The organism is Legionella birminghamensis (assembly GCF_900452515.1).
Lineage (GTDB): Bacteria > Pseudomonadota > Gammaproteobacteria > Legionellales > Legionellaceae > Legionella_C > Legionella_C birminghamensis.
Map to the genome: position 1 here is coordinate 2,847,544 of NZ_UGNW01000001.1, position 23,088 is coordinate 2,870,631.

A 23,088-nucleotide genomic window follows, 5' to 3' on the forward strand; every position below is an offset into this window, starting at 1 on the left:
ACCAGAACTAACAGCATTTAGCGATTCTATTTCCCACTAATAAACTACTTTATGATAAACTGGAGCCAACTAACTTATTGCCAGGAGTAAGAATGGAAAGCATGTTAACTTGTCTTGTTCTCTTGTTTATCCTGGTTATTTCCGGAGTTGTTTCCAGGCTGCTACCCTCACTGCCCTCCCCTTTGGTTCAAATTGCCCTTGGCGCCATCGCCAGCTGCCTCTCCCCCAATTTTTATATTGGCTTCAATCCCGAATTATTCATGCTTTTATTTATTCCACCTCTCTTATTCAGTGATAGCTGGCATTTCCCGAAGCGAGAATTTTTGTCCAACACCCGCCCCATCATTATGCTCTCTATTGGCCTGGTGTTCTTCACTGTTGCGGGAATGGGCTATCTGCTCCATTGGCTTGAGCCTTCCATTCCTTTAGCCGCCTGCTTTGCACTGGCTGCGGCATTATCGCCAACAGATGCGGTTTCACTAAAATCAATGACAAGCAAAACGGGCATGCCAGAGCGTCTTCGTCATATTCTGCAAGGCGAAGCCCTGCTGAATGACGCTTCCGGCCTGGTTTCATTCAAATTTTCTGTAACGGCAATGCTTACCGGTTTCTTTTCCTTTACTAATGCTACTGCCAGTCTTTTGCTGGTAGGCTTGGGAGGGATTATTATCGGAATCCTGCTGACCTATATATTCATTGCCGCATTGGGACAATTAAGCCGCAGAAGCGCCAATGAAACAGCGACTGAAAACCTCTTACTTTTACTTCTGCCTTATGCCGCTTATCTGGCTGCCGAACATTTGGGTTGTTCGGGCATTATTGCTGCGGTTGCAGCCGGATTTACCCTGGATCATGCCGGTTTTCTTGATAAAACCATGGCGATTATGCGGATTGAGGGACGCTTCGTCTGGGGCATGCTGGAAACGACATTGAACGGCATTATCTTTATTTTATTAGGATTATATCTGCCTAACTCCTTTAAAATTATCGCCTATACCGGAACCAGCTTATCAAATTGCTTTCTGATAATCGGCATTATCACCCTATCGCTGATTGCGCTCAGAGCCCTATGGATTTATCTGACGCTTCCATTTGAGGCGATGATTGCCAGGCGTAGACAATCCGAATGGAAAATCCCAAATCTCAAAATCGTAACAGCGATAGCCTTTGGCGGAATCCGCGGCGCGATTGCCCTGGCAGCCATTCTATCATTACCCACCTGGATGCCTGACGGCTCCCCCTTCCCCATGAGGGATTTATTAATTAGCGTCGTTGTCGGCGTGGTTCTCTGCTCTTTATTATTGAGCGCGATTGTATTGCCTTTGATTGTGCCAACGCTGCGCTCCCTGATTATTGAATCACCGGACGATGAAGAGTTCCAGGCAAGAATTGCTGCAGCGCAGGCCGGCATTCAGGCTATTGAACAAGAATTGCAGCAGCTGGCCGAAAATTTAAATGAAGAAGAGTTTAACTTATGCACCCAGGTAGGAAAAACACTCACCGCCTCCCTTAGCCAATTCGTATCCTCCAGTGTAGGCGGAGAAAATGAAAAAATGGCCAGCCTCAAAGCCCTGGATTTTGAAGAATCATTACGCCTTGCCGCACTGGAGGGCGCTAGAAAAGAGTTACGCCAGCTTCGGAAAAAGGGAAGAATTAATAATTCCACAATGATCGGCATTATCCACTTGCTGGATATACGGCAACTATCGTTGGTGGATAATTACAGACGTTCCCAGTTACAGAAAAAATAAAGCCTAATCCGAATCCCCGCGGCAGAAGCGAAGGGGCTGCGCCGCGGGGATTCGAGAGCATTTCGCTGTTTTACCACCGGATCCCGACAGCTTCGGAAGCCAGGCATCATTTACCAGTCCCCAGCAAATAGGAGCCCGTGTCATTCATGCGTGCCTGTAATTCGTTAGTAATTAACTCGCCTTCCATCTGTCCATTAATCATTTCCGATGAAGTCAAATAACTTAATCCCAGCGCCAGGTCCTTCATTTCATCTCCCATTTCCTGTGCAAGATACTGGCGAATCCGATTAATGAGTGTCAGGCAGCCCTCCCGGTCAGTCATCGGTAACAGAAAAAACATGGTTCCTTCCATTCGCGAAGACAAATCACTTTCGCGAAATATCTGCCGCAGTTTTTTAAAGAAATGTCCCATGGCGCGCTCGGTATTGACAATTCCCCTTTCGTGCAGCAATTGATCTTCATTTAAAATGCGCAATGTCATAATGCTGAAATACCAGGTGTTATAGCGCTCAGCCAGTTTTGCCTGCCAGGATATGATGGCCATAAAAACCATGTAATCGATAACATTAAAAAACTGATGAAAATTATGATAGATTTCCTTTTCTATCCCCTGCACCAAATATTCGGCCCGACGAGTAAGTGCATAATCATATAAATACCGCGTTTTCAAATCGTCAGGAAAAAACAGACGCTGGCAAACCAGACACATCATATTGACTTCTGCCTCGGCAAAAAAATGCCCGCAGTCCATGCATACCTTGTCTTCAACCGGCTTGTCATAATCAACCCCAATTTCTTCCAGTTTGGTATTGCAGCGGCTGCAGATTAAACGCTCCTTACGAAGGAACTCGGGAACCGGGCCTATTTTGCCGCAGGTATAACAATGAACAAAGTTCTGGAGCTTGATGCGAATGGAATGACAGCTTGGGCAGGAGCTTTTCAAATTCAATAAGCCAGAATGGCAAAAGCTACAGATTTTAATTTCATCGATTAGATGATTCTGAACCAGCAAATCCCTTAGCACCAAATCCTCGAGAAAACTCCAATCATCCCTTTTTTCATCAGGCTCAGAAAATAAACTAACAAGGGGAAAATCATAAACATATGGATTGTTATAATTCAACTGACCTCTTAATTTTAAGTCAGGGCGAGTATAAAGATAAGTGCTGATCATGACCTCCCTGTCATCCGATAAAAGGATATTGGATGGAATTTTTTTCAGGCGTGCATGAATCGCATGTGCTTTTGCCAGCAACTCATCATCCGCAGATCCGTCAAATAAATCACGTATTGATTCATCGATATCCCCATGATAAAAAATCGGCGTATAGCGATAGGTATGAATCGAACGCAATTCACGTAACAGGCTAATCCATTCCTGCTGCTCTTTTTTGGACATGACAATGGCATAAGGCGATTGTTTTGGCAGTTCATTAATTTGCCCAACTATTTCTACTTTAAACGGTAAAAATTTATCATCGCTAATATTGCTAATCATCCAGATTGATTGCGGATTATTAATTGTCATTAATCTACCCTAAGTCAATATTATTACTTTGAGTTTAGACCATTTATAGACCATACAGTCCATGCGGCACGCACAACTTGACATTATCGCTTACCCGCCTTAGCATGCGAGCATAACTAGCGCAGGGGCAATCTATGACGGTTAATCGTTTGAGGGCATTAGTCAGCGAAGACTTTGAAGCCGTTAATGCATTAATTATTGATAAAATCCAGTCTCAAGTAGGATTAATTGAAGACTTGTCACATTATATAGTGCAAAGTGGCGGCAAGCGCCTGCGTCCCCTCTTATTACTATTAGCCAGTCGTGCCTGCGGATACGAAGGCCGGGATCATATACCTCTGGCTGCGATGATTGAGTATTTCCACACCGCTACCTTACTCCATGACGATGTAGTCGATGAATCCACATTAAGACGCGGCAGAGAAACGGCCAATGAAATCTGGGGCAGCAAGGCCAGTATTCTGGTCGGTGATTATTTGTTTACCCAATCGGTTCAATTAATGGTGAATGTACACAACTGGTCTGTACTGCATTTGTTAGCGGATACATCGCATCAAATCAGCTGCGGGGAAGTCAAACAGTTGGTTAACAAGCACAATTCATCGCTGACGGTAAAGGATTACTATGATGTCATCCAGGCTAAAACAGCCCTGCTATTCGCTGCAGCCGCATCGATTGGTGCAATTCTTAGCAATGCCGGGGAGCCCCTGGAAAAAGCTTTATATGCCTATGGCCTGCATTTAGGCAATGCCTTCCAGTTGATCGACGATGCATTAGATTACTGTGCAGACAGTAAAACAATCGGCAAAAACATTGGCGATGATCTTGCCGACGGAAAGGCAACCATGCCATTATTACATGCACTGGAACATTCCAGTCCGAAGCAGCAGCAAATCATTCGGGAAAGCCTGCAAACAGGTAACCGCGACCAACTGGAGACTATTTTAGAAATAATCGAAGAAACCCAATCCATTGCCTACACCAAAGAATGTGCGACAATGGAAGTAAATCATGCCCTTTCTGCCCTCGATATTTTACCCGCATCCATATACAAGTCAGCAATGGTCGAATTGGCAGAATTTGCAATAAGCCGTAACCACTAAAAATAGCGGAGTGTAGCTCAGCCTGGTAGAGCACTGCCTTCGGGAGGCAGGGGTCGCAGGTTCAATTCCTGTCACTCCGACCAATAAAATCAATAGGGTTACGTTTTTCCCGACCAACCACTAACTTTTACAGGGTGCATATAGGGTGCAATTTAATTGATAAATGTAAATTGCAGTTGCATAACCATGTTAACGTATGCAAAAACAAATTTAAGCTTACCGGTTGCTGTATAAAATGAAATCAATTAGAATTATATAATTTCCCATCTTAGAGTTTTCATGTTTAGCCATAAATGGATTAAGAAACAGTCTCTTTCATCAACTCCACAAATTGATATAGATGTTTTTGTTGATAAATTAGTGAAATCAATTGCCTTTGCTGAATCATTGTCCCCGAAAGAAACATTATTAATCTTAGGCAGCAGCGGTTCAGGAAAAACGAAGTTTATTCAACATCTGCCAGTAATAACAACCTCCTTCCCCAATACAAGTACTCAATCAGATATTGACGAGGTCTTAGAAGAGAAATTAACTCTTGATATTTATTTGCCTAGGTTGACTAAACTTATGGAAGAAAGCCGATGGGCTTGCGAGATCAGTGGGATGGAAGAAAAAAATAATACGCCAGAGCGATTTTTGTCCTTACTCAATACGATTTTAGCAGCTAAGATGCCTCAACGAATCTCAGGTATTGTAATTACAGTTGACGTCAATGCCTTAGGTGTTGATAGAGCAGCACCGTTCGATACATTACTGGGACAACTAACTAAATTTTTAGATGCTTCTAAAATTAAAGGCAACCCATCTATTCTTTTTGTTTTCACTGGAGTAGACAATGGAAATGAGAAATTACTTCTAGAGGAGATTAACAATTATATAGTAAGTCGGCAAAGTACTCTGAGGAAGTTAGAGACTTCTCTCCTATATCCTTCAAATGAATATCAAAAAAGTATTCTTAGACTGAGGGATATAATTTTAGTGGCTCAGTCGATTCATCAAGGTAATTTATTTTTAATTCCCAATAGTAACTTTTCTTTACAAGCGAATTTGAAACAAAAAATAAATTTACTACAAAGAGTCGATAAAAGTATATTTAAATACAAATTAAAACCATTAATGGCAAATCAAATACCAGACAGTTCTTCTAAAACCCTTATCATTGCACTGCATCAATTATTGAATTGTATCAGTACAAGCTGTAGCCCTGATGAATTAAGTAGATCACTTGAGCGACACAAAAAAGTCTTTACTAATTACCAAGAAAATGAGAGAGAACTTCAACAAGTCAAAAAGGACAAGACCATTATAATTGAGGAGTTACAGCCATTATTCCAACAATTACTCGAGGCACTCTCAACTCAGGATCTTAAAAGTTCTGTCACACAGATAGAACAAAAAGCTGCGGAATTACGCTTTAATTATTTTGGTCGCTCATGAAATGTATCACTCATTATAAGGAATGAGTGACACATTAATGAGGTTTATGGCTTTTTATGTAGATCTAACCAAGAATCCAAATCTTCTTTTAAATAGCGAATTGCAGATATCTATTGTTATCTGGGTGATCTACGAATGAATAGAAGTGCGTTTCGCAAAGCCGTTGAACTTGGTATTTATCAAAATTTCTTCTAACGTCATTAAAAAAAACATCTGAATTTATTTGATTATTCATTTTACCGTTGATGCGATTGTGCCTATTTGATTACTACAAATATAGCAGACCGGCGTTAATTAAAATGGGCATCCTAACCAATCTAACTCCCTTTCCATGGAATATAACAATTGAAAATCTATATATTCAGCCGATAAATTCCCGCAGATAACCTCAAGGACTATCCTTGTAATTCGCAAGCATGAGTCTCATTTCTCATCTATAATCTTGACAAATTGCTTTCAAGAGATAGCATAGAGGATTACCAATTGAAATATTTCAAAATTAAGTTACCCCTTTTTGCAATTTTTTTGATGATACCTTTATATACATATTCATCGGACTCATTTATTCTTTGGAAAAAATGTGAAGGGTATATTAACTCTACAGAATTAATAAAAAGCAACGGCAATGTAACCAGTCTAGAAGATCCAAAAATTAGACTGTCTTTAGATGGTAATTTTTGTGTGGGGTATATACATGGGTTTCTTGACGCTCAATCATCTATGCAAGCAAAAAAATATTGTCCTCCTTATCCAATGGATACTTATCAAATTGCTAAAGTTTATTCTAAATATATACAGGAACACCCTGAAAAACTTCATCAAAATTCAAAAATCACATTGTTGGAAGCTTTAATTACATACTTTCCTTGTAGAAACTAAAAGTTTTTTAATCTAGTTAATTTGATATGGGATTAAGATTAAGCTAACTACAAATTAATTACTATGTAAGTTTTGTAAATAATTTTCCATAAAGAACTTTAGCTCGCAAATTTCAATTTCATCGATTGATGAATGACCATATAGATCATGCTCATACACATGAGATGAAAATTCATTATATCGTTGCCATATAATATTCCCACTATCCATAATTTTCAAATCAACATGGAATAGCCAATCGCGAACACTCTTAATAGCTTTACCTACGTCATTATTGTGTTTTTTGATATCGCATCCAGATAGGTCGGAAATCCCTTTTTTAAATCTAAATTCCTCGGTGTCGAGTATAAGAATTTTTTTGTCAGGGAATTCATTGTTATATATATGTTGACAGGCGTAATCAATCCCTAATTCAAATGGCATATTCATTCTATGATATTCACCCCCCACCGTGCATTCTTTTGTTCTTGAATGATTAAGTTACCAACTTCCCAGTAAAATTTGATTAATTCATGGTTGACTGTTATAGCTGCACGTATTTGCGCCTTTTTAAGTCTTTCCTTTATATCGGTTAATAGATTTTGGTAAGATAAATTGAGCTGAAGCGAAGAGGCATTACTTAAATTCTTTGGCATTTGGATTTCCCGTTCCACCATTTGGTCAGGCAGTGCCTGACCAAAGTAAAGTGCATATAAAGTGCTTTTTTATTGTAAAGTGTAGCATAACAATGAATGCTAATGCATTATCAATAAGTTGCAAACCCTTTATAAATAAGGGGTTCTGATGCACGGAGATATATTGCGATATACTGAGAAATAATTGATTTTGCCTTCTGCAGGCAGGGGTCGCAGGTTCAATTCCTGTCACTCCGACCAATAAAATCAATAGGTTACGTTATTTTCCGACAAAGTACCAAGATTTACAGGGTGCAAATTGATTGAATTAATATACCTGTAATTGCATAGCTATATATGGCTATGAGCAAAGTACTCCCCTGATATTTAGCCCTGGCATAATACTCAAATTGCCTTGCTTAAGGTCCTCTCTGCAGATTTTCATATTACTGAAACCCTTAGCATCAAAAATAAAATTAGATCCCTTTAAAACATGCGACCCGTGGCACTTCTTGATTCGCCGACCGCATTCAGGTTATTTATCAAACTGCTAGACTATAATAAACTATTATGGGAAGAGAAAATAAATGCTAAACATAAACCCTAAAAAAATCAGAGCCATTCTTGAAGAAATCGAACGCTTCCAAGAAAAAGAAGACCAATATCCGAAGTTGACTACTGAAAAGGATACACCTTCTTTCCTCTCGGATCCTTGGTATCAAAGCACTCTTGGCACAATAAATAGTTTATCCCCTTCCCAACAGGCAACTTTAGTCGCATTAATGTATTTAGGGCATGGGGATTTTGAGAAAAATGAATGGAGCGATGCTCTTAACATAGCTCAAGAACAGCAAACAAAGCATATTGCACAATACTTACTCTCCGTTCCAAATGTAGTTAGTTACATTGAAAATGGCTTAAATATTTTGGGATTCATAGAGCGTTAATTAGATTTTCTTCAAACTATGCGCCGTATGGTGACCTGTCCAATCGTGTAATGAGAATCATTGAAGACAACTGGCCGGACTGGGAGCTGGATTCCTAATAAAAATACAATAAGGACACTTCTACCAGAAGAAACATCTATTCTTTAGCTGGCGGTTCTCACAAATATCACTTTTGACTATGCCCAATTCTATTATATAAAAAATACATAAAAGTTTGGTACAACTCTTTAATTATCTTCCGATACAGCTTACAGGGTTCACATTATTTTCATCCGGCATATCGCGTTTTAATTGAGTTATAGTCGAAAGTGGTGTATGACAAAATAAATTAGGTGGCGTATTCTGTTGCTTGTTCTTGTCGGAACACAAATCAACAAAGGAGATACGCCATGAAGGATTGTAATCTAAAGCAGTCATCGACACCAGCGGTAGCCAAGGGCTTTGAAGACCCGTTAACGGAGGTGTTGAGACAAGGAGCAAAAGAGTTGATAAGGAAAGCGGTTGAGGCCGAACTATCAGAGATGCTCTCAGCGTACTCAGACGTGCGTTTACTGGATGGTCGTCCAGCAGTAGTCAGGAATGGTTATCTCCCCGCGAGACAGCTTCAGACGGGGATAGGAGAAGTAGAGGTTCAAGTCCCGAAGGTACGAGATCGTAGCGGTTCAGGTATTCATTTTAGCAGTCAGTTGTTGCCGCCCTACTTGAGACGGACGAAGAGCATGGAAGAACTCATTCCTTGGCTGTATTTAAAAGGGTTATCAACAGGAGATTATACAGAAGCCTTATCCGCGTTAGTTGGCGAGAGTGCGCGCGGACTGTCAGCCAATACAGTGTCGCGATTAAAAGAAAAATGGCTTGATGAACACAAAGAGTGGCAACGCCAGGATTTAAGCGACAAACGCTATGTTTATTGGTGGGCTGATGGTATTTACAGCAAGGTTCGCATGGATGACAAGGTGTGCCTTCTAGTCATCATTGGTGTTACTGAGAGCGGGGTAAAAGAGCTTGTAGCGGTTAATGATGGGTATCGAGAGTCCGCAGCGAGCTGGAGTGAGGTGCTTACTGACCTGCGCCAACGAGGCCTTCCAACGGCTCCGAAGTTAGCCGTGGGGGATGGGGCATTGGGATTCTGGAGTGCCCTTGGAGCCATTTACCCTGAAACACGGCAACAGCGGTGCTGGGTGCACAAAACAGCGAATGTATTAAACAAGCTACCCAAATCGATGCAGCCAAAGGTAAAGGCCGCTTTGCATGAGATTTGGATGGCATCGACCAAAGAAGAGGCCTATAAGGCGTTTGATAATACGGTGGAGCTTTACAGCGCTAAGTACCCAAAAGCGATGGAGTGCCTGGCCAAGGACAAAGAGGAACTGTTGGCCTTCTACGATTTTCCGGCCGAACACTGGATTCACATACGGACAACCAATCCCATTGAATCTGCCTTCGCTACAGTGCGTCTGAGGACTAATAAGTCCAGAAACTGTGGCTCCAGAGACACCACCCTGGCAATGGTCTTTAAGCTCATGGAAGTGGCTCAAAAACGATGGATTAAAATTAGAGGGTTTAACCTATTAACATTAGTTGTTAATAATGTGAAATTTGTAAACGGAGTGCAAGTTAATGAGCAGTCAAACAGAGTGGCCGCCTAATGGGCATACACCAGATTTGACAATAACTCGTTTTAATTCTTTAAGACGCTCCTTGCAATAACTGATATTATTTGTTTTAGTAATTCCCTCTAACCAATCACTGAATTTAGTCAGTTGTAAACCGATGCTGAGCAATATTCCCTGGCGCTGGCCTGATTTTTCTTTCATTACCGCGCGAACCCCCATTGAGAAATTGGTTCCTGCTTTTTCCAGCGTTTTCAAAACTGAATAATCGGTATGCCTGGCTGTTTCCACACCAAGATAGATGGATTTAAATAGTAGCTCCTGCCTTTCTTTGGGAAGTTTCTTTGAAATGGTCTCTGTAAACACAGCCACCAAGTGGGGTTGATTGGTTTGCACTGCCCTTAATATGTAGTCAAGAAGAACTTCGTCGCTGGGCAGCTTATTGGCCTTAATTAATTGCTCCAGAAGCAGAGACACTGTTTGAGTATTACTTATTCCACAGTTTCCCTTTTCGCCTATTGCTGCTTCAATCGCATCTTTACCCCTGCGCCTGACCAGAATACTCTCGGCAATCTGCTCGCTGGTCATTCCGGATTTTTGTTGATAGTCATTTAATAATGTTCTGAGAATTTCAGGACTTCCTCCATGTGCCGCCTGATTAATAAACTGCGAAGCATTCGTCTCGGCTAATATGCTCTCATAATATCTGCTCTTGATTGTCTCATGCTGGATTAAACTCTCAAAACTTCTGTATTTTCCACGGGCCAGGGTAAAATCAAATAAATGGCTACTGACTTCGGGTAATTCAATTAACTTTAGAAATTCCTCATTATTACTGGCCAGCAGGTAGTCAACAGCCTCCTGATGATTACTGAGCACAGCATAGGTTAACCCCTTCAGTAATTCAGTGGGTGTGAGATTGGCTGTCTGACAGAGAAATTTGACCGCTTCGATACTATTACCCCGACATGCAAAATTGAACTGAGAAAATTGTTCATCTTTTTCAAGCCCCTTATCCCTCCGACGGCAGGCTGCATCGATTTCCATATAGCGGGCAAACAGTTCATTCAGCGAGGGCAGTGGAGGTATTCGAATTTGTGCCTGCGGGTGCCTTACAATTTCGAGATCAAGGCCCAAATCACCTGTCCAATCACATTTATTTGCAATTTCATGAATAGCTGTTATCAGAGAATCCTCATCTGGATAATCCATAAATCCAGCAGGGTCATTGGGATCGGCCAGACGGTATTGGCCATTTTCCAGACGCGAAACGCTAAATGCATGATTAGTCAAGGACAATAACATCCCCTCTTGCATCTGCAGATTAATGTCTCTGAGTACTGAAGCCCACATCGCATCCGAGGTGATCATGCTCATTTTTAGCGAAGATTTTAACGGCTCTCCATTGATTGACAGGTTAGCAAGGGAATCTTTCTGCTCTTTCCTCGAATCAAAAAGATGGGGGTTAAAAGCGATAAGCGTTTCAACTACAAAATGATTTACTGCATTAATTGATTCGCCATCAAGTTTATTTAATTGAGCGATTTTATCCAGTATGGAAAAATACTCACTTTCACGATTTTCGATAATATATTTACAACGAACGGCAGCTAGTCCGCGGCAGATTCCATCAGGAGGCATGCGAACCGGTAGATTCTGGCTTTCTAGATATCTATTTAAATTCCTTATTACATTGGATTGGCTACGAAGGAATTTAATGGATTTTTGACGAGTATGGTCGGCCATTTTAGTTGCTTTTTCATCATTAACTTCGACCATTGTAGCAGTTTTACATTACTGAATTATTAACCATGGGACGACATGGGGGTCTCTATAGTGACACCATCGAGACGTAAAGAAAATTAATAAATCCACATTTAATCCATTTAATTTATAAGCATTCTCTCTACCAGAGAAATTCAGTTAAATAGCTATACTATAAATATCCTGAATGACTGAAAAATTATCATCATGCTATTAAATGAATTCATTGAACATAATTCGCAATTAAGCAATCTTATTAATAACCAATTGGATAAATTGAAGAATCACCCAGACCTGGAGAGTTTAGATATCACAATAAGCTATGTCGACGATTTATTAAACACTGAAAATGGTGCTACCTATTTTGCTGGAATCGTTGATTATCATCCTGCCAAATCCTTGGCTTATATGATATCAATACTCCATGAAGAGGAGTTATTGGACGAAAAAGTATTCAATTGGCTACTCCATTTACCACAACCTAACAGCCTGAGCCATGGCTTATTTCATCTAAGAGCATCAGGATTGCTGAAAGCTAATTTTGAGTTGCTAAAACAATTCGATCAGATTTTGTTTTCAAGCCCCATGATAGACGTCTGGAATCCGATTCCGCCTGGAGAGATGACCCAGGAAAATATCGATTCTTTTATGGCTATTTGCCGCAATGATGGAACAATTGAAGAAAAACAAAGTACTATCCGAAATTATGTCAACCAGCATCTGCTCTTTCTGGATGAAGTGGAACCCGTTCAATTGAATAATATTCAACTTAATCGAGCCCAGAGCACTCATACTGCCAGCGTTCATGCAACAACAGACCTAACGGCCTGGTTATTGGATTTAAACTATAAAAGAAATCCCGTCCCACTGAAAAGTATTCAGGACATCATTATTTTGCTTGAAAATCGCCCTGCTGAAACGCTTGACCCTGAACAAAAACGTGCGGCGATTGATTGTTTGTGGCGCTTAAGTTCGCTGCCTGCAGAAATTGTTCTGGATCCTAAAAAGAAAAAGGTCGCTTTACAAATAGCTAAGGAAACAGAACTAGGTAAGGAGATGGCAATATCAACACTATTGCCTTTTATGGAAGAGGAAGCTGAAACGCTTCAGATGATTAGTATCGAGCAATTTATATGCCTGATTTTTCATAGCATTTCCCAGGATGAAAAGATTGACTACTGGGTTGCTTTTGTTTCCGCTCTTTATGAAATTCAGCGAGGTTATAATCTGGATGAAATCGGTACTGATAATTTATCGGATGAAGATAAAGAAATTTGTTTTGGCGGCACAGCAAATAAATTCTGTGAGCGATTACAAGGTTTATCACCATTGGTTAAATTCATATACGTAGATAATGTGTCAATTATACTAAAAATCAAGCAGATTTTGCTCAATGACATTCTCAATACTGCTGATGAGTTAATCGACGAAAAAGCAAACGACGAGTTCATTTTATTGATTGGTAACATGCAGAATGCTGAAAAATCAATTCACCGTTACCATCAGGCATTTAGCTATTTAAAGCCACAGTTGGAACAATTATTGGAGCTTAAAGTCTATTCCATTATTTATGGGCAGAGTTCGCTTGAAAAACTGCTCAAGGATTTTGAAATTGCAATTGATGATTTTCCCGATATTACAAATCCAAAGGAGGCCAAGGATTTTAGTCCGGAATCCTTGTTCAGATTTGCAAAATTTGTGGGTATAAAAAATGGAATGTTGCGGAGTGCTGCAAATTATCCCGGTTTTTATCCTGCTGAAAAACCTGTGATAGAAGCAAATCAAGACAATGAGCTGTCAAAAAGTGCTGGAGAAACCATACCAAAGCATTGATAGTGCAATGGATCCTTCTCTTCAAAGGCCTAAGCTTCATTGTCTTGCAATCGAACTATATCATCCACAGCGGTTGTCGGGAGATACTATTGCATTCAATTCAGTTTTCCCTCGCTTGCCAGGCCTCGGGCCAAATATTCCTGTGGTACCTATGCAGGTCTCACTTCGCTCTTGTGTTCCTGCCTTTCGCTTACGCGCTTCGTTTTCTGCTTTATAAGCACGTAACGCTGTAAGCTCCTGCCTTAGCTGATTCATTTCCTCAGCCAGGGACAATAAGGCTGAAACGGAGGGAATATTAGTAATGTCAGGGGCTCCATCTTTGCCTGAGAGTTCATGAAAAACCATATCGACCCTCGTCTGGTCAACCACTGCTTGTGGTTTATAACCGAGCGCCACTGTAAATCTTTCTTTAGACAGTTCACGGCTATTGCCTTGTGTGTCCAATATTTCCAGCTTTCTCATTTGCGCTGCGTGATAATAGGGACTATCCATAGGGATAAGATTATAAATTTCATAAAGCTCATCACCAGAGGGACTGGTCTCACTCTCAGAAGTGATGAGCTGTTCAAAATAATAATCAGCAATTTGCAAAATAAAAAAATAACGTCCCTTTCTTTGTGCCACCTTTAATTGTTCGATTGCTGCTTTCGTTTCCCCCCTTTCAAATGAACTGAAAACGTCTTCTGGTGAAGGTTTTAGCTCAAGGAAATCATAGATTTCATTGCTTAACTCTTCTAGTGGTTCATTATCATCGAGTATAGTGATAAAATAATCTAAATCACCCTCATTTCTAGTGTCCAGTGTAATATCCCAACGCTGATTCGGAAAACCCGACATAGAGCAAGATCTTCTATAACCCAGCCGCTGTTCCACCTCCTGGTTGGTCATCTTATGACGAGGATGTATAATTAAATCACCTTCATTCGAGCCCAAGCTTGTATAACTTACCATTAACAAGTTATCTTTTGTTGTACTAGAAACTATCGTTTTTCCAAGCCCTATCTCCTTATGGTCATACTGATAAATTCTACAAAAATTTTCTTCGTTTTCATTTTCATCATCAGGGCTATGACTATCAACAACCACTTGCCATTTCGTAAGTTTTAAAACACCTTCTGGAAACAAATCTTCAATTTTTTTTCGTTGCTCATTATGCAGATAATTAAACTTGCAAGCCCTAAGATCCAACTCTTTAATGCCTTCCCCTAATGTTTGGGCGACAGTCTCTGCAATGCGGAACACATTATCAAATCCCAACTCTCCTAGATTGGAAAAACAAAAACTGATTCGTCTGGTTTGTTTAGGTAATTTTTTTAGTATCTCAAGCAAATTATTTATTTCATCCGGACTATTTTTCAGTCCATTAAAATTTGAATCCTGGAATAAAACGGTATCAATTAACTTCAATGCCTCTGTTTTTTCTTGATAATCCGATAACTTTTGATTAATAGGAAGAATCGAGCATCCGGCTTCAACTCTGATAATCAGTTTATCATTTTGAGAATTCTCATCCCTTTGTGCTGTAGGCAATACGGTATCATCGTGGTTTGATAAAATAATCTCCGTTCCAGTCAATTTAAATTGTTTTAACATTTTAACTCCAAACAACACATCAAAAATATAGGATTAAATTTTACCAATAAATACAATTTTTAGTTAGGCGGGAGTTCGGACACTGGATAATGAAACTGCTACGGGTATGTTTATTTCTGTAATGATCTCTTTTTTTCATAAGGGCGAGCTGACAATCAAACCGAATGCAGCTCGCCTTAACAAATTAGTTGGGGCACGGCATTGCTGGCGACAACCTCAACCCAGAAGATTGGGCTTCATTAATTTGTTTGATTATTTTGAGAGCCAGGAATGCTGAGACGATTCCGAAAATATTTGAAACCGTAATTAGTCCGACATACCATTGATAACCGATCACACTGGGATCGTCTAATTTTGAACTTGCAATAGTGGAAGAGTTTAAGAAGAGGAAGCTTATCCACCAGCCCAATATAATGCCTTTATCAGGGGTTTTAACATTCAGATGCCATAGCTCTTTCATTGATTTGTAAGGCCAGTACAAGCTAAGGAAGGGTATGAAATAACTAAGGACACTCCATACGGGAGTAAATTTAGTTTTAACATCCGGATTTAAACAGCGCGAATTGCTGCTAACTCTGAAAATCCAGAAGGAATAAATAACAGCGGATAACAGGAAACTAACACCGATTAAAGCTGAAATATTATCGTATTGTTGCGCAATAGACATAAACGCATTGCTTGCTTCTTCGGTTTGCTCATACATTGCAGTATTGTATTTAAAAAGACTATAAGCGCCAATCAGGGGGGTTAAAGTGCTTAAGGCAATAAAAAGCCAAAAAGAATAGGCGACCAAAGGGATTTTACCTTTTTTTACTTTGAGCTTAGATTGATTATTCATAATTCCATTTCTTCTGATTGTTAAAGTACTGCATGGCCAATACGACTTTTAAAACTTGTGCAAATTCCATAGCTGCAGAAATTCCGTACCACTTGAATGGGCAAACTGACATTAACTGAACCTGCGAGGCCCTGCTTCCAGAAGGGATTATATTACACAGAGAGAATTTCTCAATGTATTGGGAAATAAAATAAAAATTCTATCCTGAATAGCTTGCAGCGCTCTATTTGTTCCGGTTAAAGCTCTGAAACACCCGTGCCGCCAATTTTCCTATTCTGGATTGCTGGGCTTTGAATACACTGTCTATGGGAGTGTTATATAAATGATTTGTGTAATTTGAAAGCGTTTTTAATGATATAGCCAGAATAATATCCAGTATTTGCTTTTCTGTGTAACCGGCAGAGAGAAATTCAGTTGTTTTTGACTCCGAAGGCCTGCCCCGGCTCCACAACATCTCCCGCGTGAAATCGGCAAGAAGTTGATACTTGGAAACGGGTATAGCGGTATCATTGCAGATAGCATCAGTGACTTCATATGAAAGTCCGGCAGAAAAATTAGCGACTGTGCTGTGCGCAGCCAGGCAATAGTTACAACCATTTTCATAACTGATTACCAGAAAGATGATCTGTTGCTCTTCTGGCGTGAACCCAGAATGCTGGCTGAATAACTTATAGGTATCAAGATACGATTGTAAAAGCTCTGGGGCATTAGCCATTACTTTAAAAAGATTGGGAAGCATCTTTGTTTCTTTGCGGGAACGCTCATAAATATTTTTTAACCAATCATCATTTGGCTGTTCTACAGCGCCTGATTTCATAGTATACCTATTACCTGTCATTTATTGTTTCCACATAAGGAACCACTACTATGAGCATAGACAAAATAATTGTAACTGGCTTAATCGGATTAGCAGCTGCCATATTAGTAGGAACCGGCGAATTTCTGCTCCACTATACTCCTGCGGGCTACGGCTCAAAAATCCCTTATCATTTTTTTCATGATATTTCCCCCAAGCGCCTGTTATGGGGGCATTTTATAGCGGTGTTAGCCGCTCCTTTTTATCTGGTTGGTTTTTGGCATCTTTATCAAATGCTGGCCCCGGCAGGCGGAAAACTACCTGCTATTGTTGCCCTGATTGCGGGCTATGGCTTTATCATGGGTATTGTATGGATTGGATCCCGGGCAATGATCGCCGCAATTGTTCAAAATCAGACGCCAGCGAATGGGGAATTAATTGCTTCCTATCAACTTTATAGCGAATCCCTGCTGCAAATTATACGCATTACCACTTTAATTATGTCGGCCGGATTCATTTATCTCGTTTGGACAGGCACAACCAATTACCCTCTGTGGATGTGGGTTTTTAATCCTTTTTTCATTTTGGTGAGTATTTTTTTAATTTATTTTATCACTCCTGCAATCGGCAAATACATTATGCCGATCGCCATGAATGTAACCTATACTCTCTTTTTTGCCCTCTCAACCTGGTTAGCCTTTCGGCTTAGAAATTAAGGGCGCACAATGCTATTGATGACAGGATTATCGATTACTTTATCGGTTCCATTCATATAGTGAATACTCAACTGATCAACTTCAGTTTCCTTACCCAGGCCCAATGTAATCTGATTTCCCTGATAAGCACATAAGCCCTGGGTAGGTACGAAAAATCGGGTCAACACTTTCCCATTTTTAAATTTTAATTTGATTACTGCTCCCAAGGCTTCAGGTGCGTAAGGAAGCTGGACTTTTACATAGTTGTTGCCCCCTCCTTTTGTATTCAGAAATACTTTAAGCGGTCCATTGAGATTGGTGTAAACCAGATCAGGATAGCCATTTCCGGTAAAGTCTGTACTCAACGGAGATATAGCATAATAAGGATCTTCGGCATGGGCTTGTTTTTCAATGCTAGCGTAGGTTTGATCGGGTAACTCTTTCAGAAGCCGCCCAGGCAGACGGAACAGTTTATGTAAGGGATAACCAATATAATTTTGCGCTATAACCAAATCCTGGGTTCCATCATTGGTAAAATCCTGAAATATTACACCCCAGCCGAATTCATAGTCCGCGGTCATAGTCTGTTTGGCTACATCCTCAAACTGGAAATTACCCTTGTTTGCCAGGAATATATTATCGCGCAGCAAGGTCTGGTCTTTTCTTAAATCGCCTCGGACTATAAAGCCGGGGGGAGTAGAACCGATGTTCCACCAATAGGAAGGGCCGATGTTACTGAAAAAAAGATCAGGCAGCCCATCATTATTATAATCCCCTACTGCAATCCCCATGGGATAGGAATACAAACCGGAGGTGGGGTTCGGCATATATTGAAAGCGCATATTGCCCAGATTTTTATAAGTCCGCACCTGGCCTGTATCATGGGCAACAACCAGGTCCAGTTCATTATCCCCGTCCAAATCCACAAAGACGCCCTGGAAAGTGTTATGGATATAATTTAACCCGGCACTATCAGTAACATCTGTGAACGTGTTGTCGCCATTATTCTTTAGTAAAAGGCTTTTAGCACCATAATCTTTCTTGTTAAAAATGGTTTGCCCCTCAACAAACGCCGGCTTAATGTAAGCCGCGACATATAAATCAACCAGGCCTTTTTTCTGTAAATCAGCAGTGGCAATGGAGATGGGCGAGTAGCGGTGATCAAGCGGAATATCCAGCTTGCTGATTTTAAATTTGCCTTGCTGATTTTCGTAATAGTATATGCCACTGTCGCGAGCGACAAATAAATCGGGTAAGCCATCGCGGTTAGCATCCACTGCAACCACCCCATACGTAGTGTCATTCGCCGGTTTTTGCAGGCCGGCCTTGGCAGAAACATCAATAAATTGCCCACTTGAAAATTTGAACAATTTATCCTCTTGATTATACCCCCCTCCCACAAATAGATATTGCTCGTCATTGCCTTCGAGATTAAAAATGGCCGCGCCCATAAAAGGCAAGGACTTCTCATTATTAAATTGATGAACGAAATCCACATCCACCGTATTAAATTGAGGGATGGTATCTGAAGCTGCCTGTTGTTGGGGATATGGATTAGTGGGCCAGGTCAGCTTTCGCAAACCAATTAATCCAAACACAATAATAAGAAACCCAATGATTATTTTTATGACCATGATCTATCTCGGTTAACAAGGGTATTTTGTTAATTATCAGTATAGTTCTTTCCTTGGAAATCGGTTTGCATTTTCCATTTAACTGTCTAAACTTTTCATGAATGATTTATTTTTATAACAAGGAGAGTTACTAATGAATATTAAACTTTTTGGTTCCATTCTTTTAAGCAGCCTATTTTTTATCAGCCCTGTTTCTTTTGCCGGCCAGACTCTAAGTACACAAGGTCAAGCTGCCAATGGTTGCCAGTCTTCCTGTGCGGGCATACCCAAAGGCCAATGCTCCTGTGTCACGACTGACGGTATTAAATGCTGCGGTAAAAAGACAGACGGCTTGACTTCGAAACCTGCTTCCAATAATTAAATTTGAAGAGGTGGGCTAAAGCCCATCTCTTGTTGATATATTTTAGCTAATTTGCTACCTTTGCTCGTTTGGCAAAACGGTAACCAAAATGGCAATATTAACCGCAGACGAGTTTATTTCACTTTATCAATCCAACCCTAAGAAGGCACTCCTGTGGCTACAATCCAAAGAGATGGATCTTACGAGGCTATTTACCTCCCGAGACGAAGTGGAACGACTGGCAGCAATGTATTACGCGATGCTACCCTCGCATAACCTATCCACCGAGATAATAAGAGAAATTTATGAACCCATTTATTACCTGGTAAACGCTGCAGGTAATCAAATTGCCGATTTATACAATACATTGTCCGCATTCATGAAGCTGGTTAAGATTAGTAGTGGTTTTGCCAGTCAGTTGTTCAAGGTTGCACCTGCTAAAATAGAAGTGTTATTTAACAGCTACAATGATTTTATGGCTCTGGAAGAGGCATCAATTTCATTGGCCTCTGATTTATTTCACCATAACTTTCCGAAGGTTGCTTCTTTTTTTCAAAACTTTCACCAATTTATGGCCTTGGAGAAAGCTCATTCATCGCTTGCGGCTGATCTGCTTAACAAGCAGACAGCCAGAGTTGCCGATTTTTTTACGAGCTATGAACAATTCATGGCTTTAGAAACAGCAAACTCATCCCGATCCTATGATTTATTTAGGAAAGCGCCCGCCAAAATTGCTTCCTTTTTTACTAGTTTCGACCAATTCATGGCTTTAGAAACAGCCCATTCATCTCTTGCTTATGATTTGTTTAGACATAATCCTGCTAAAATTGCTTCCCTTTTTACAACTTTTGAACAATTTATGGCATTGGAGGTGGCACATTCATCCCTTGCTTCTGATCTATTCAAAAAAGCACCCGATAGAATTATTGGATTATTCACCAAGGCGGATCAATTTATTGCCCTGGAAAAAGCGCACTACTCTATAGCCTCTGATATGGTTCGCCATGCCCCCGAAAAAATCGCCCTTTTATTTAGTACTGAAGATTCCTTGCAGCGGCTGGCAGCCAATAACTCCTCTCTTGCCGACAGGATATCTAAGGCCCGGAAAACTAAAAATACAAGCTCCCACCCAACAAGACAGCAAGCCAGGTCATACTCTCGCCCAGACACTTACAGTCCGAATCCAGCCTCAGCTGCTCATAGTTTCCATGACCAAGCTTATACCTATAGCCATGCGTCACCGACAGCTCCCGCACGTACTAATTATTCATTTTATCTACAGGTATTTGGCGGCTTAATGGCAACAGCCGGTGTCGGATTAATTATCGCTGGAATAATATTAGCCCAGCCTGAATTCATTGGTATTGGGCTCATAGCCGCAGTTGTCGGCGCGGGGATTGGTTTTTTCTCTGGAAAAGTAACGAATCAAAAACCAGATGAAGAAGAGGATTTAACTTTTAAATTCGTTTAAGAATGAAATGAGAGCACCGTTCGGCCTGAAGAGGAGCAACGCTCCGTCTCGAAGGCTTGGCACCAAGCGAAGCCTTCGAGACGCCGCTAAAGCGGCTCCTCAGGCCGAACGGATTGAGCCAAACCCTTCAGGATGAGCCTCTATTTCCACTCAGAATATTGGCAGAGCCTGCTGCCCTGATTGACGCCACAGCCATCATTATTCACTGAATGTCTATATCCTGAGTTGCCATTCGCACCCAGCCAAAAACCAATGATATGCGATATGCTTACACCAGGCAGCTTCGGCGCTAAAATTGCGCTATCCATCCAGATGGCATTCCGAAAATTAGTGTAAACACCCAAGCCAATTGCTGTATGACTGGTCACATTATTTCCGACTTTATACACGGCATAACCATTAATATTCCCATCCATCCATGCTTGCTGACTGGGTACATCATAAGCAGGTTCGGATTGGAATTCATACATAATTCCGCCGTTTCCATTCCAAAGGACATTGTATTTTTCGAAATGTTCGGACATCAGATTATAGGTTTTGACATTATTCCCATTGATGATAATGCCATAATCGCCGACATTGTCAGTCCAGCCCACATTCGACCCATGGTCTGCCCTCCATAGCCAGGTATTATCAATCACCACATCATTACTGTTAATAGTCATGCAGCTGGCAGCCCTGCTCTTATAGTTATTTGGACCACCCACACGGCAGTAAACATCATCGATGAAAACAGGATCGATATGCGTCTTGTTGTTGGTAGACGAGCCAACCTGCAATAAAGTGGGTGCAGATACCGGCCCCCCATCAATCATAAAACCGGCAAGTTGCACACCCTCAACATCACTGACATCCATAATGGGTTTACCGGTATCCGAAACAAAGGTTGGATAACCCATACCGTATACAATGGTATTCGCTCTGGTGATATTGATGGTATCGGTTAAGTGATAAACGCCAGGTGTTATAAACAGATTGCTTCCCTGCCGCAAAGCAGCATTGATTGATGCGGCACTGTCACCAGGTTTTACCATGTAGAAAGAGGAAATCGGCAGATTTTTTCCTGCAATATGCCAATCCGTACCCGAGACATTTTTGCGCCGCGTTCTGACATTAAGAGCAAATTGATTGCTTACTTTGTCAAATACCAAATAGGGTTTTTCTTTAATTAAAGGTGTCTTGGCTATGACGCTGTAGGGCGGATTCGGCCAGTTACCACCAGGGATCTGACTGCCTGGAGTAACTCCTACAAAGACCATATTCCAGTTACTGCCATTCCAGGCTTTAAACTGTGTATTTCGAGTCAGGTATTGCTGCTGTGTGCCAGAATAAATGGTTCCATCTACCCGGGAATCAGCAAGTAAACCACCGCTTGACCAACTCACATCATTCAGGCGTAAATCCCCCATCACATGGATACGCCTTGCAGGCGATGCCTGTGAAACAGCCCATACGTTCTGGTTTTTAGGAATAGAGGCATCGGTGAGAGAACCCAGGGTGGGCAGAATTGCCAGATTTTCCATCGAACGCCAAAAAACGGTGGTTACTCCACCCAGGTTTGGTCTATCCTGGGTACGAACAGCACCGGTTATAACCACATCATCCGGTTTCTGACCTGCCCCGATCACGGATGTGTATACACCGACTCTTACATCAACAGGCGAAGAGGCACTGCCGTATTTTCCAGGCATAAATATAAAAGCATAACGGTTATCAGAAAAATCTACAGAGTAATTATTGGCCGGATTATTCTGCTGGTTATAAATTTGTAAAATTTTGTTATTGATGTCACTGGGCTGCATACTGGGATCAAAAATGATAACGTTAGCACCGAATGGGTTATCAACAACTAACCCATCAGTGCTGACCTGATTATCGATATTGGCAAAAGCAGCATTACAAACGGGTAGCAAGGATAGGCTGAGTGAGAAAATAAACTTCTTCATAGAGATTTTCCTTAATCTGTTATGGGGGATCTAATACCTTAACATAGAAATCGGATAATGTCAGATTTTTAGCCTAAGATTATCAACTTTGTACTATTCGAATCCCCGCGTTTTGGCCATCCGAATCCCCGCGGCTTCGACCACCGAATCCCCGCGGCTTCGACCACCGAATCCCCGCGACTTCGACCACCGAATCCCCGCGGCTTCGACCGCGGGGCCCATATCTGGTAGCCGAACATGCTCTTCCGATGAATGCAGTGTTGCCGAAAAAAGCAATTAAAAGCAGTTTGGAACAAGTTTTTCAAA

Annotated in this window: 19 protein-coding genes and 1 tRNA gene; 11 read left to right on the forward strand and 9 right to left on the reverse strand. The window is 41.0% G+C overall.

The genetic code is table 11. The features are described from left to right. Positions 1-92: 92 nt before the first annotated feature. Entirely contained in the window at positions 93-1,751 is a 1,659-nt protein-coding gene (locus tag DYH42_RS12115; protein WP_058522910.1) for a Na+/H+ antiporter, read from the forward strand. A 106-nt stretch (positions 1,752-1,857) separates the two neighbouring features. On the opposite strand, the gene DYH42_RS12120 is transcribed toward DYH42_RS12115, so the two are convergent. Further along, positions 1,858-3,279: a TackOD1 domain-containing metal-binding protein gene (locus tag DYH42_RS12120; RefSeq protein ID WP_058522911.1), complete on the reverse strand. Its 1,422-nt coding sequence runs from the start codon at positions 3,277-3,279 to the stop codon at positions 1,858-1,860. A gap of 134 nt (positions 3,280-3,413) precedes the next feature. On the opposite strand from DYH42_RS12120, the gene DYH42_RS12125 reads away from it, so the two are divergent. The 4 genes from DYH42_RS12125 (at position 3,414) to DYH42_RS12140 (ending at position 6,698) form a co-directional block, all read left to right on the forward strand. Then, on the forward strand, positions 3,414-4,382 hold the full coding sequence (locus tag DYH42_RS12125; protein WP_058522912.1) for a polyprenyl synthetase family protein: 969 nt from the start codon (positions 3,414-3,416) through the stop codon (positions 4,380-4,382). A gap of 6 nt (positions 4,383-4,388) precedes the next feature. Beyond that, positions 4,389-4,465: transfer RNA gene (locus DYH42_RS12130), tRNA-Pro, on the forward strand. Positions 4,466-4,661: 196 nt separating this feature from the next. Beyond that, the gene (locus DYH42_RS12135) at positions 4,662-5,819 is read left to right on the forward strand and encodes a hypothetical protein (RefSeq protein WP_058522913.1); all 1,158 of its coding nucleotides are present in this window, start codon (positions 4,662-4,664) and stop codon (positions 5,817-5,819) included. Between the two features lie 483 nt (positions 5,820-6,302). Then, entirely contained in the window at positions 6,303-6,698 is a 396-nt protein-coding gene (locus DYH42_RS12140) for a Rap1a/Tai family immunity protein (protein WP_058522914.1), read from the forward strand. Between the two features lie 54 nt (positions 6,699-6,752). On the opposite strand, the gene DYH42_RS12145 is transcribed toward DYH42_RS12140, so the two are convergent. Continuing rightward, complete coding sequence (locus DYH42_RS12145) at positions 6,753-7,121, reverse strand: hypothetical protein (protein WP_058522915.1); 369 nt, start codon at positions 7,119-7,121, stop codon at positions 6,753-6,755. 2 nt (positions 7,122-7,123) lie between these two features. Then, positions 7,124-7,333 carry a DUF1016 N-terminal domain-containing protein gene (locus DYH42_RS12150; RefSeq protein WP_162263084.1) on the reverse strand — a complete coding sequence of 70 codons (210 nt, stop codon included), beginning with the start codon at positions 7,331-7,333 and terminating at the stop codon, positions 7,124-7,126. A 566-nt stretch (positions 7,334-7,899) separates the two neighbouring features. On the opposite strand from DYH42_RS12150, the gene DYH42_RS12155 reads away from it, so the two are divergent. Further along, positions 7,900-8,259 (forward strand): DUF3775 domain-containing protein, encoded by a 360-nt coding sequence (locus tag DYH42_RS12155; protein ID WP_058522917.1) that lies wholly within the window; start codon positions 7,900-7,902, stop codon positions 8,257-8,259. Between the two features lie 389 nt (positions 8,260-8,648). Continuing rightward, positions 8,649-9,908, forward strand: coding sequence for an IS256 family transposase (locus tag DYH42_RS12160; protein ID WP_115316897.1), 1,260 nt, complete (start codon positions 8,649-8,651; stop codon positions 9,906-9,908). Here the strand turns inward: DYH42_RS12160 and DYH42_RS12165 are convergent. Beyond that, positions 9,888-11,651, reverse strand: a complete 1,764-nt coding sequence (locus DYH42_RS12165) for an ankyrin repeat domain-containing protein (RefSeq protein ID WP_058522474.1) — start codon at positions 11,649-11,651, stop codon at positions 9,888-9,890. The two genes, DYH42_RS12160 and DYH42_RS12165, sit on opposite strands and share 21 nt — an antisense overlap. A gap of 192 nt (positions 11,652-11,843) precedes the next feature. Here DYH42_RS12165 and DYH42_RS12170 point away from each other — a divergent pair, with 192 nt between their 5' ends. Beyond that, on the forward strand, positions 11,844-13,469 hold the full coding sequence (locus DYH42_RS12170) for a hypothetical protein (protein WP_058522475.1): 1,626 nt from the start codon (positions 11,844-11,846) through the stop codon (positions 13,467-13,469). 60 nt (positions 13,470-13,529) lie between these two features. Here the strand turns inward: DYH42_RS12170 and DYH42_RS12175 are convergent, their stop codons facing one another. From DYH42_RS12175 to DYH42_RS12185, 3 genes are all read right to left on the reverse strand, one after another. Further along, complete coding sequence (locus DYH42_RS12175; protein WP_058522476.1) at positions 13,530-15,062, reverse strand: hypothetical protein; 1,533 nt, start codon at positions 15,060-15,062, stop codon at positions 13,530-13,532. 184 nt (positions 15,063-15,246) lie between these two features. After that, positions 15,247-15,900: a DUF4328 domain-containing protein gene (locus DYH42_RS12180; RefSeq protein WP_058522477.1), complete on the reverse strand. Its 654-nt coding sequence runs from the start codon at positions 15,898-15,900 to the stop codon at positions 15,247-15,249. Positions 15,901-16,123: 223 nt separating this feature from the next. After that, positions 16,124-16,738, reverse strand: a complete 615-nt coding sequence (locus DYH42_RS12185; protein WP_058522478.1) for a carboxymuconolactone decarboxylase family protein — start codon at positions 16,736-16,738, stop codon at positions 16,124-16,126. A 29-nt stretch (positions 16,739-16,767) separates the two neighbouring features. Between DYH42_RS12185 and DYH42_RS12190 the strand changes: the two genes are divergently transcribed. After that, on the forward strand, positions 16,768-17,412 hold the full coding sequence (locus DYH42_RS12190; protein WP_058522479.1) for a DUF6796 family protein: 645 nt from the start codon (positions 16,768-16,770) through the stop codon (positions 17,410-17,412). Here DYH42_RS12190 and DYH42_RS12195 read toward each other — a convergent pair. Further along, complete coding sequence (locus DYH42_RS12195) at positions 17,409-19,025, reverse strand: FG-GAP repeat domain-containing protein (protein WP_058522480.1); 1,617 nt, start codon at positions 19,023-19,025, stop codon at positions 17,409-17,411. The genes DYH42_RS12190 and DYH42_RS12195 overlap by 4 nt on opposite strands. A 133-nt stretch (positions 19,026-19,158) precedes the next feature. Here DYH42_RS12195 and DYH42_RS12200 point away from each other — a divergent pair, with 133 nt between their 5' ends. Then, entirely contained in the window at positions 19,159-19,386 is a 228-nt protein-coding gene (locus tag DYH42_RS12200) for a hypothetical protein (protein ID WP_058522481.1), read from the forward strand. Between the two features lie 88 nt (positions 19,387-19,474). Beyond that, positions 19,475-20,836 (forward strand): hypothetical protein, encoded by a 1,362-nt coding sequence (locus tag DYH42_RS12205; RefSeq protein ID WP_058522482.1) that lies wholly within the window; start codon positions 19,475-19,477, stop codon positions 20,834-20,836. A 140-nt stretch (positions 20,837-20,976) separates the two neighbouring features. Here DYH42_RS12205 and DYH42_RS12210 read toward each other — a convergent pair whose 3' ends face one another. Beyond that, a complete protein-coding gene (locus DYH42_RS12210) occupies positions 20,977-22,782 on the reverse strand; it encodes a hypothetical protein (RefSeq protein ID WP_058522483.1) in 1,806 nt (601 codons plus the stop codon). Positions 22,783-23,088: the final 306 nt, after the last annotated feature.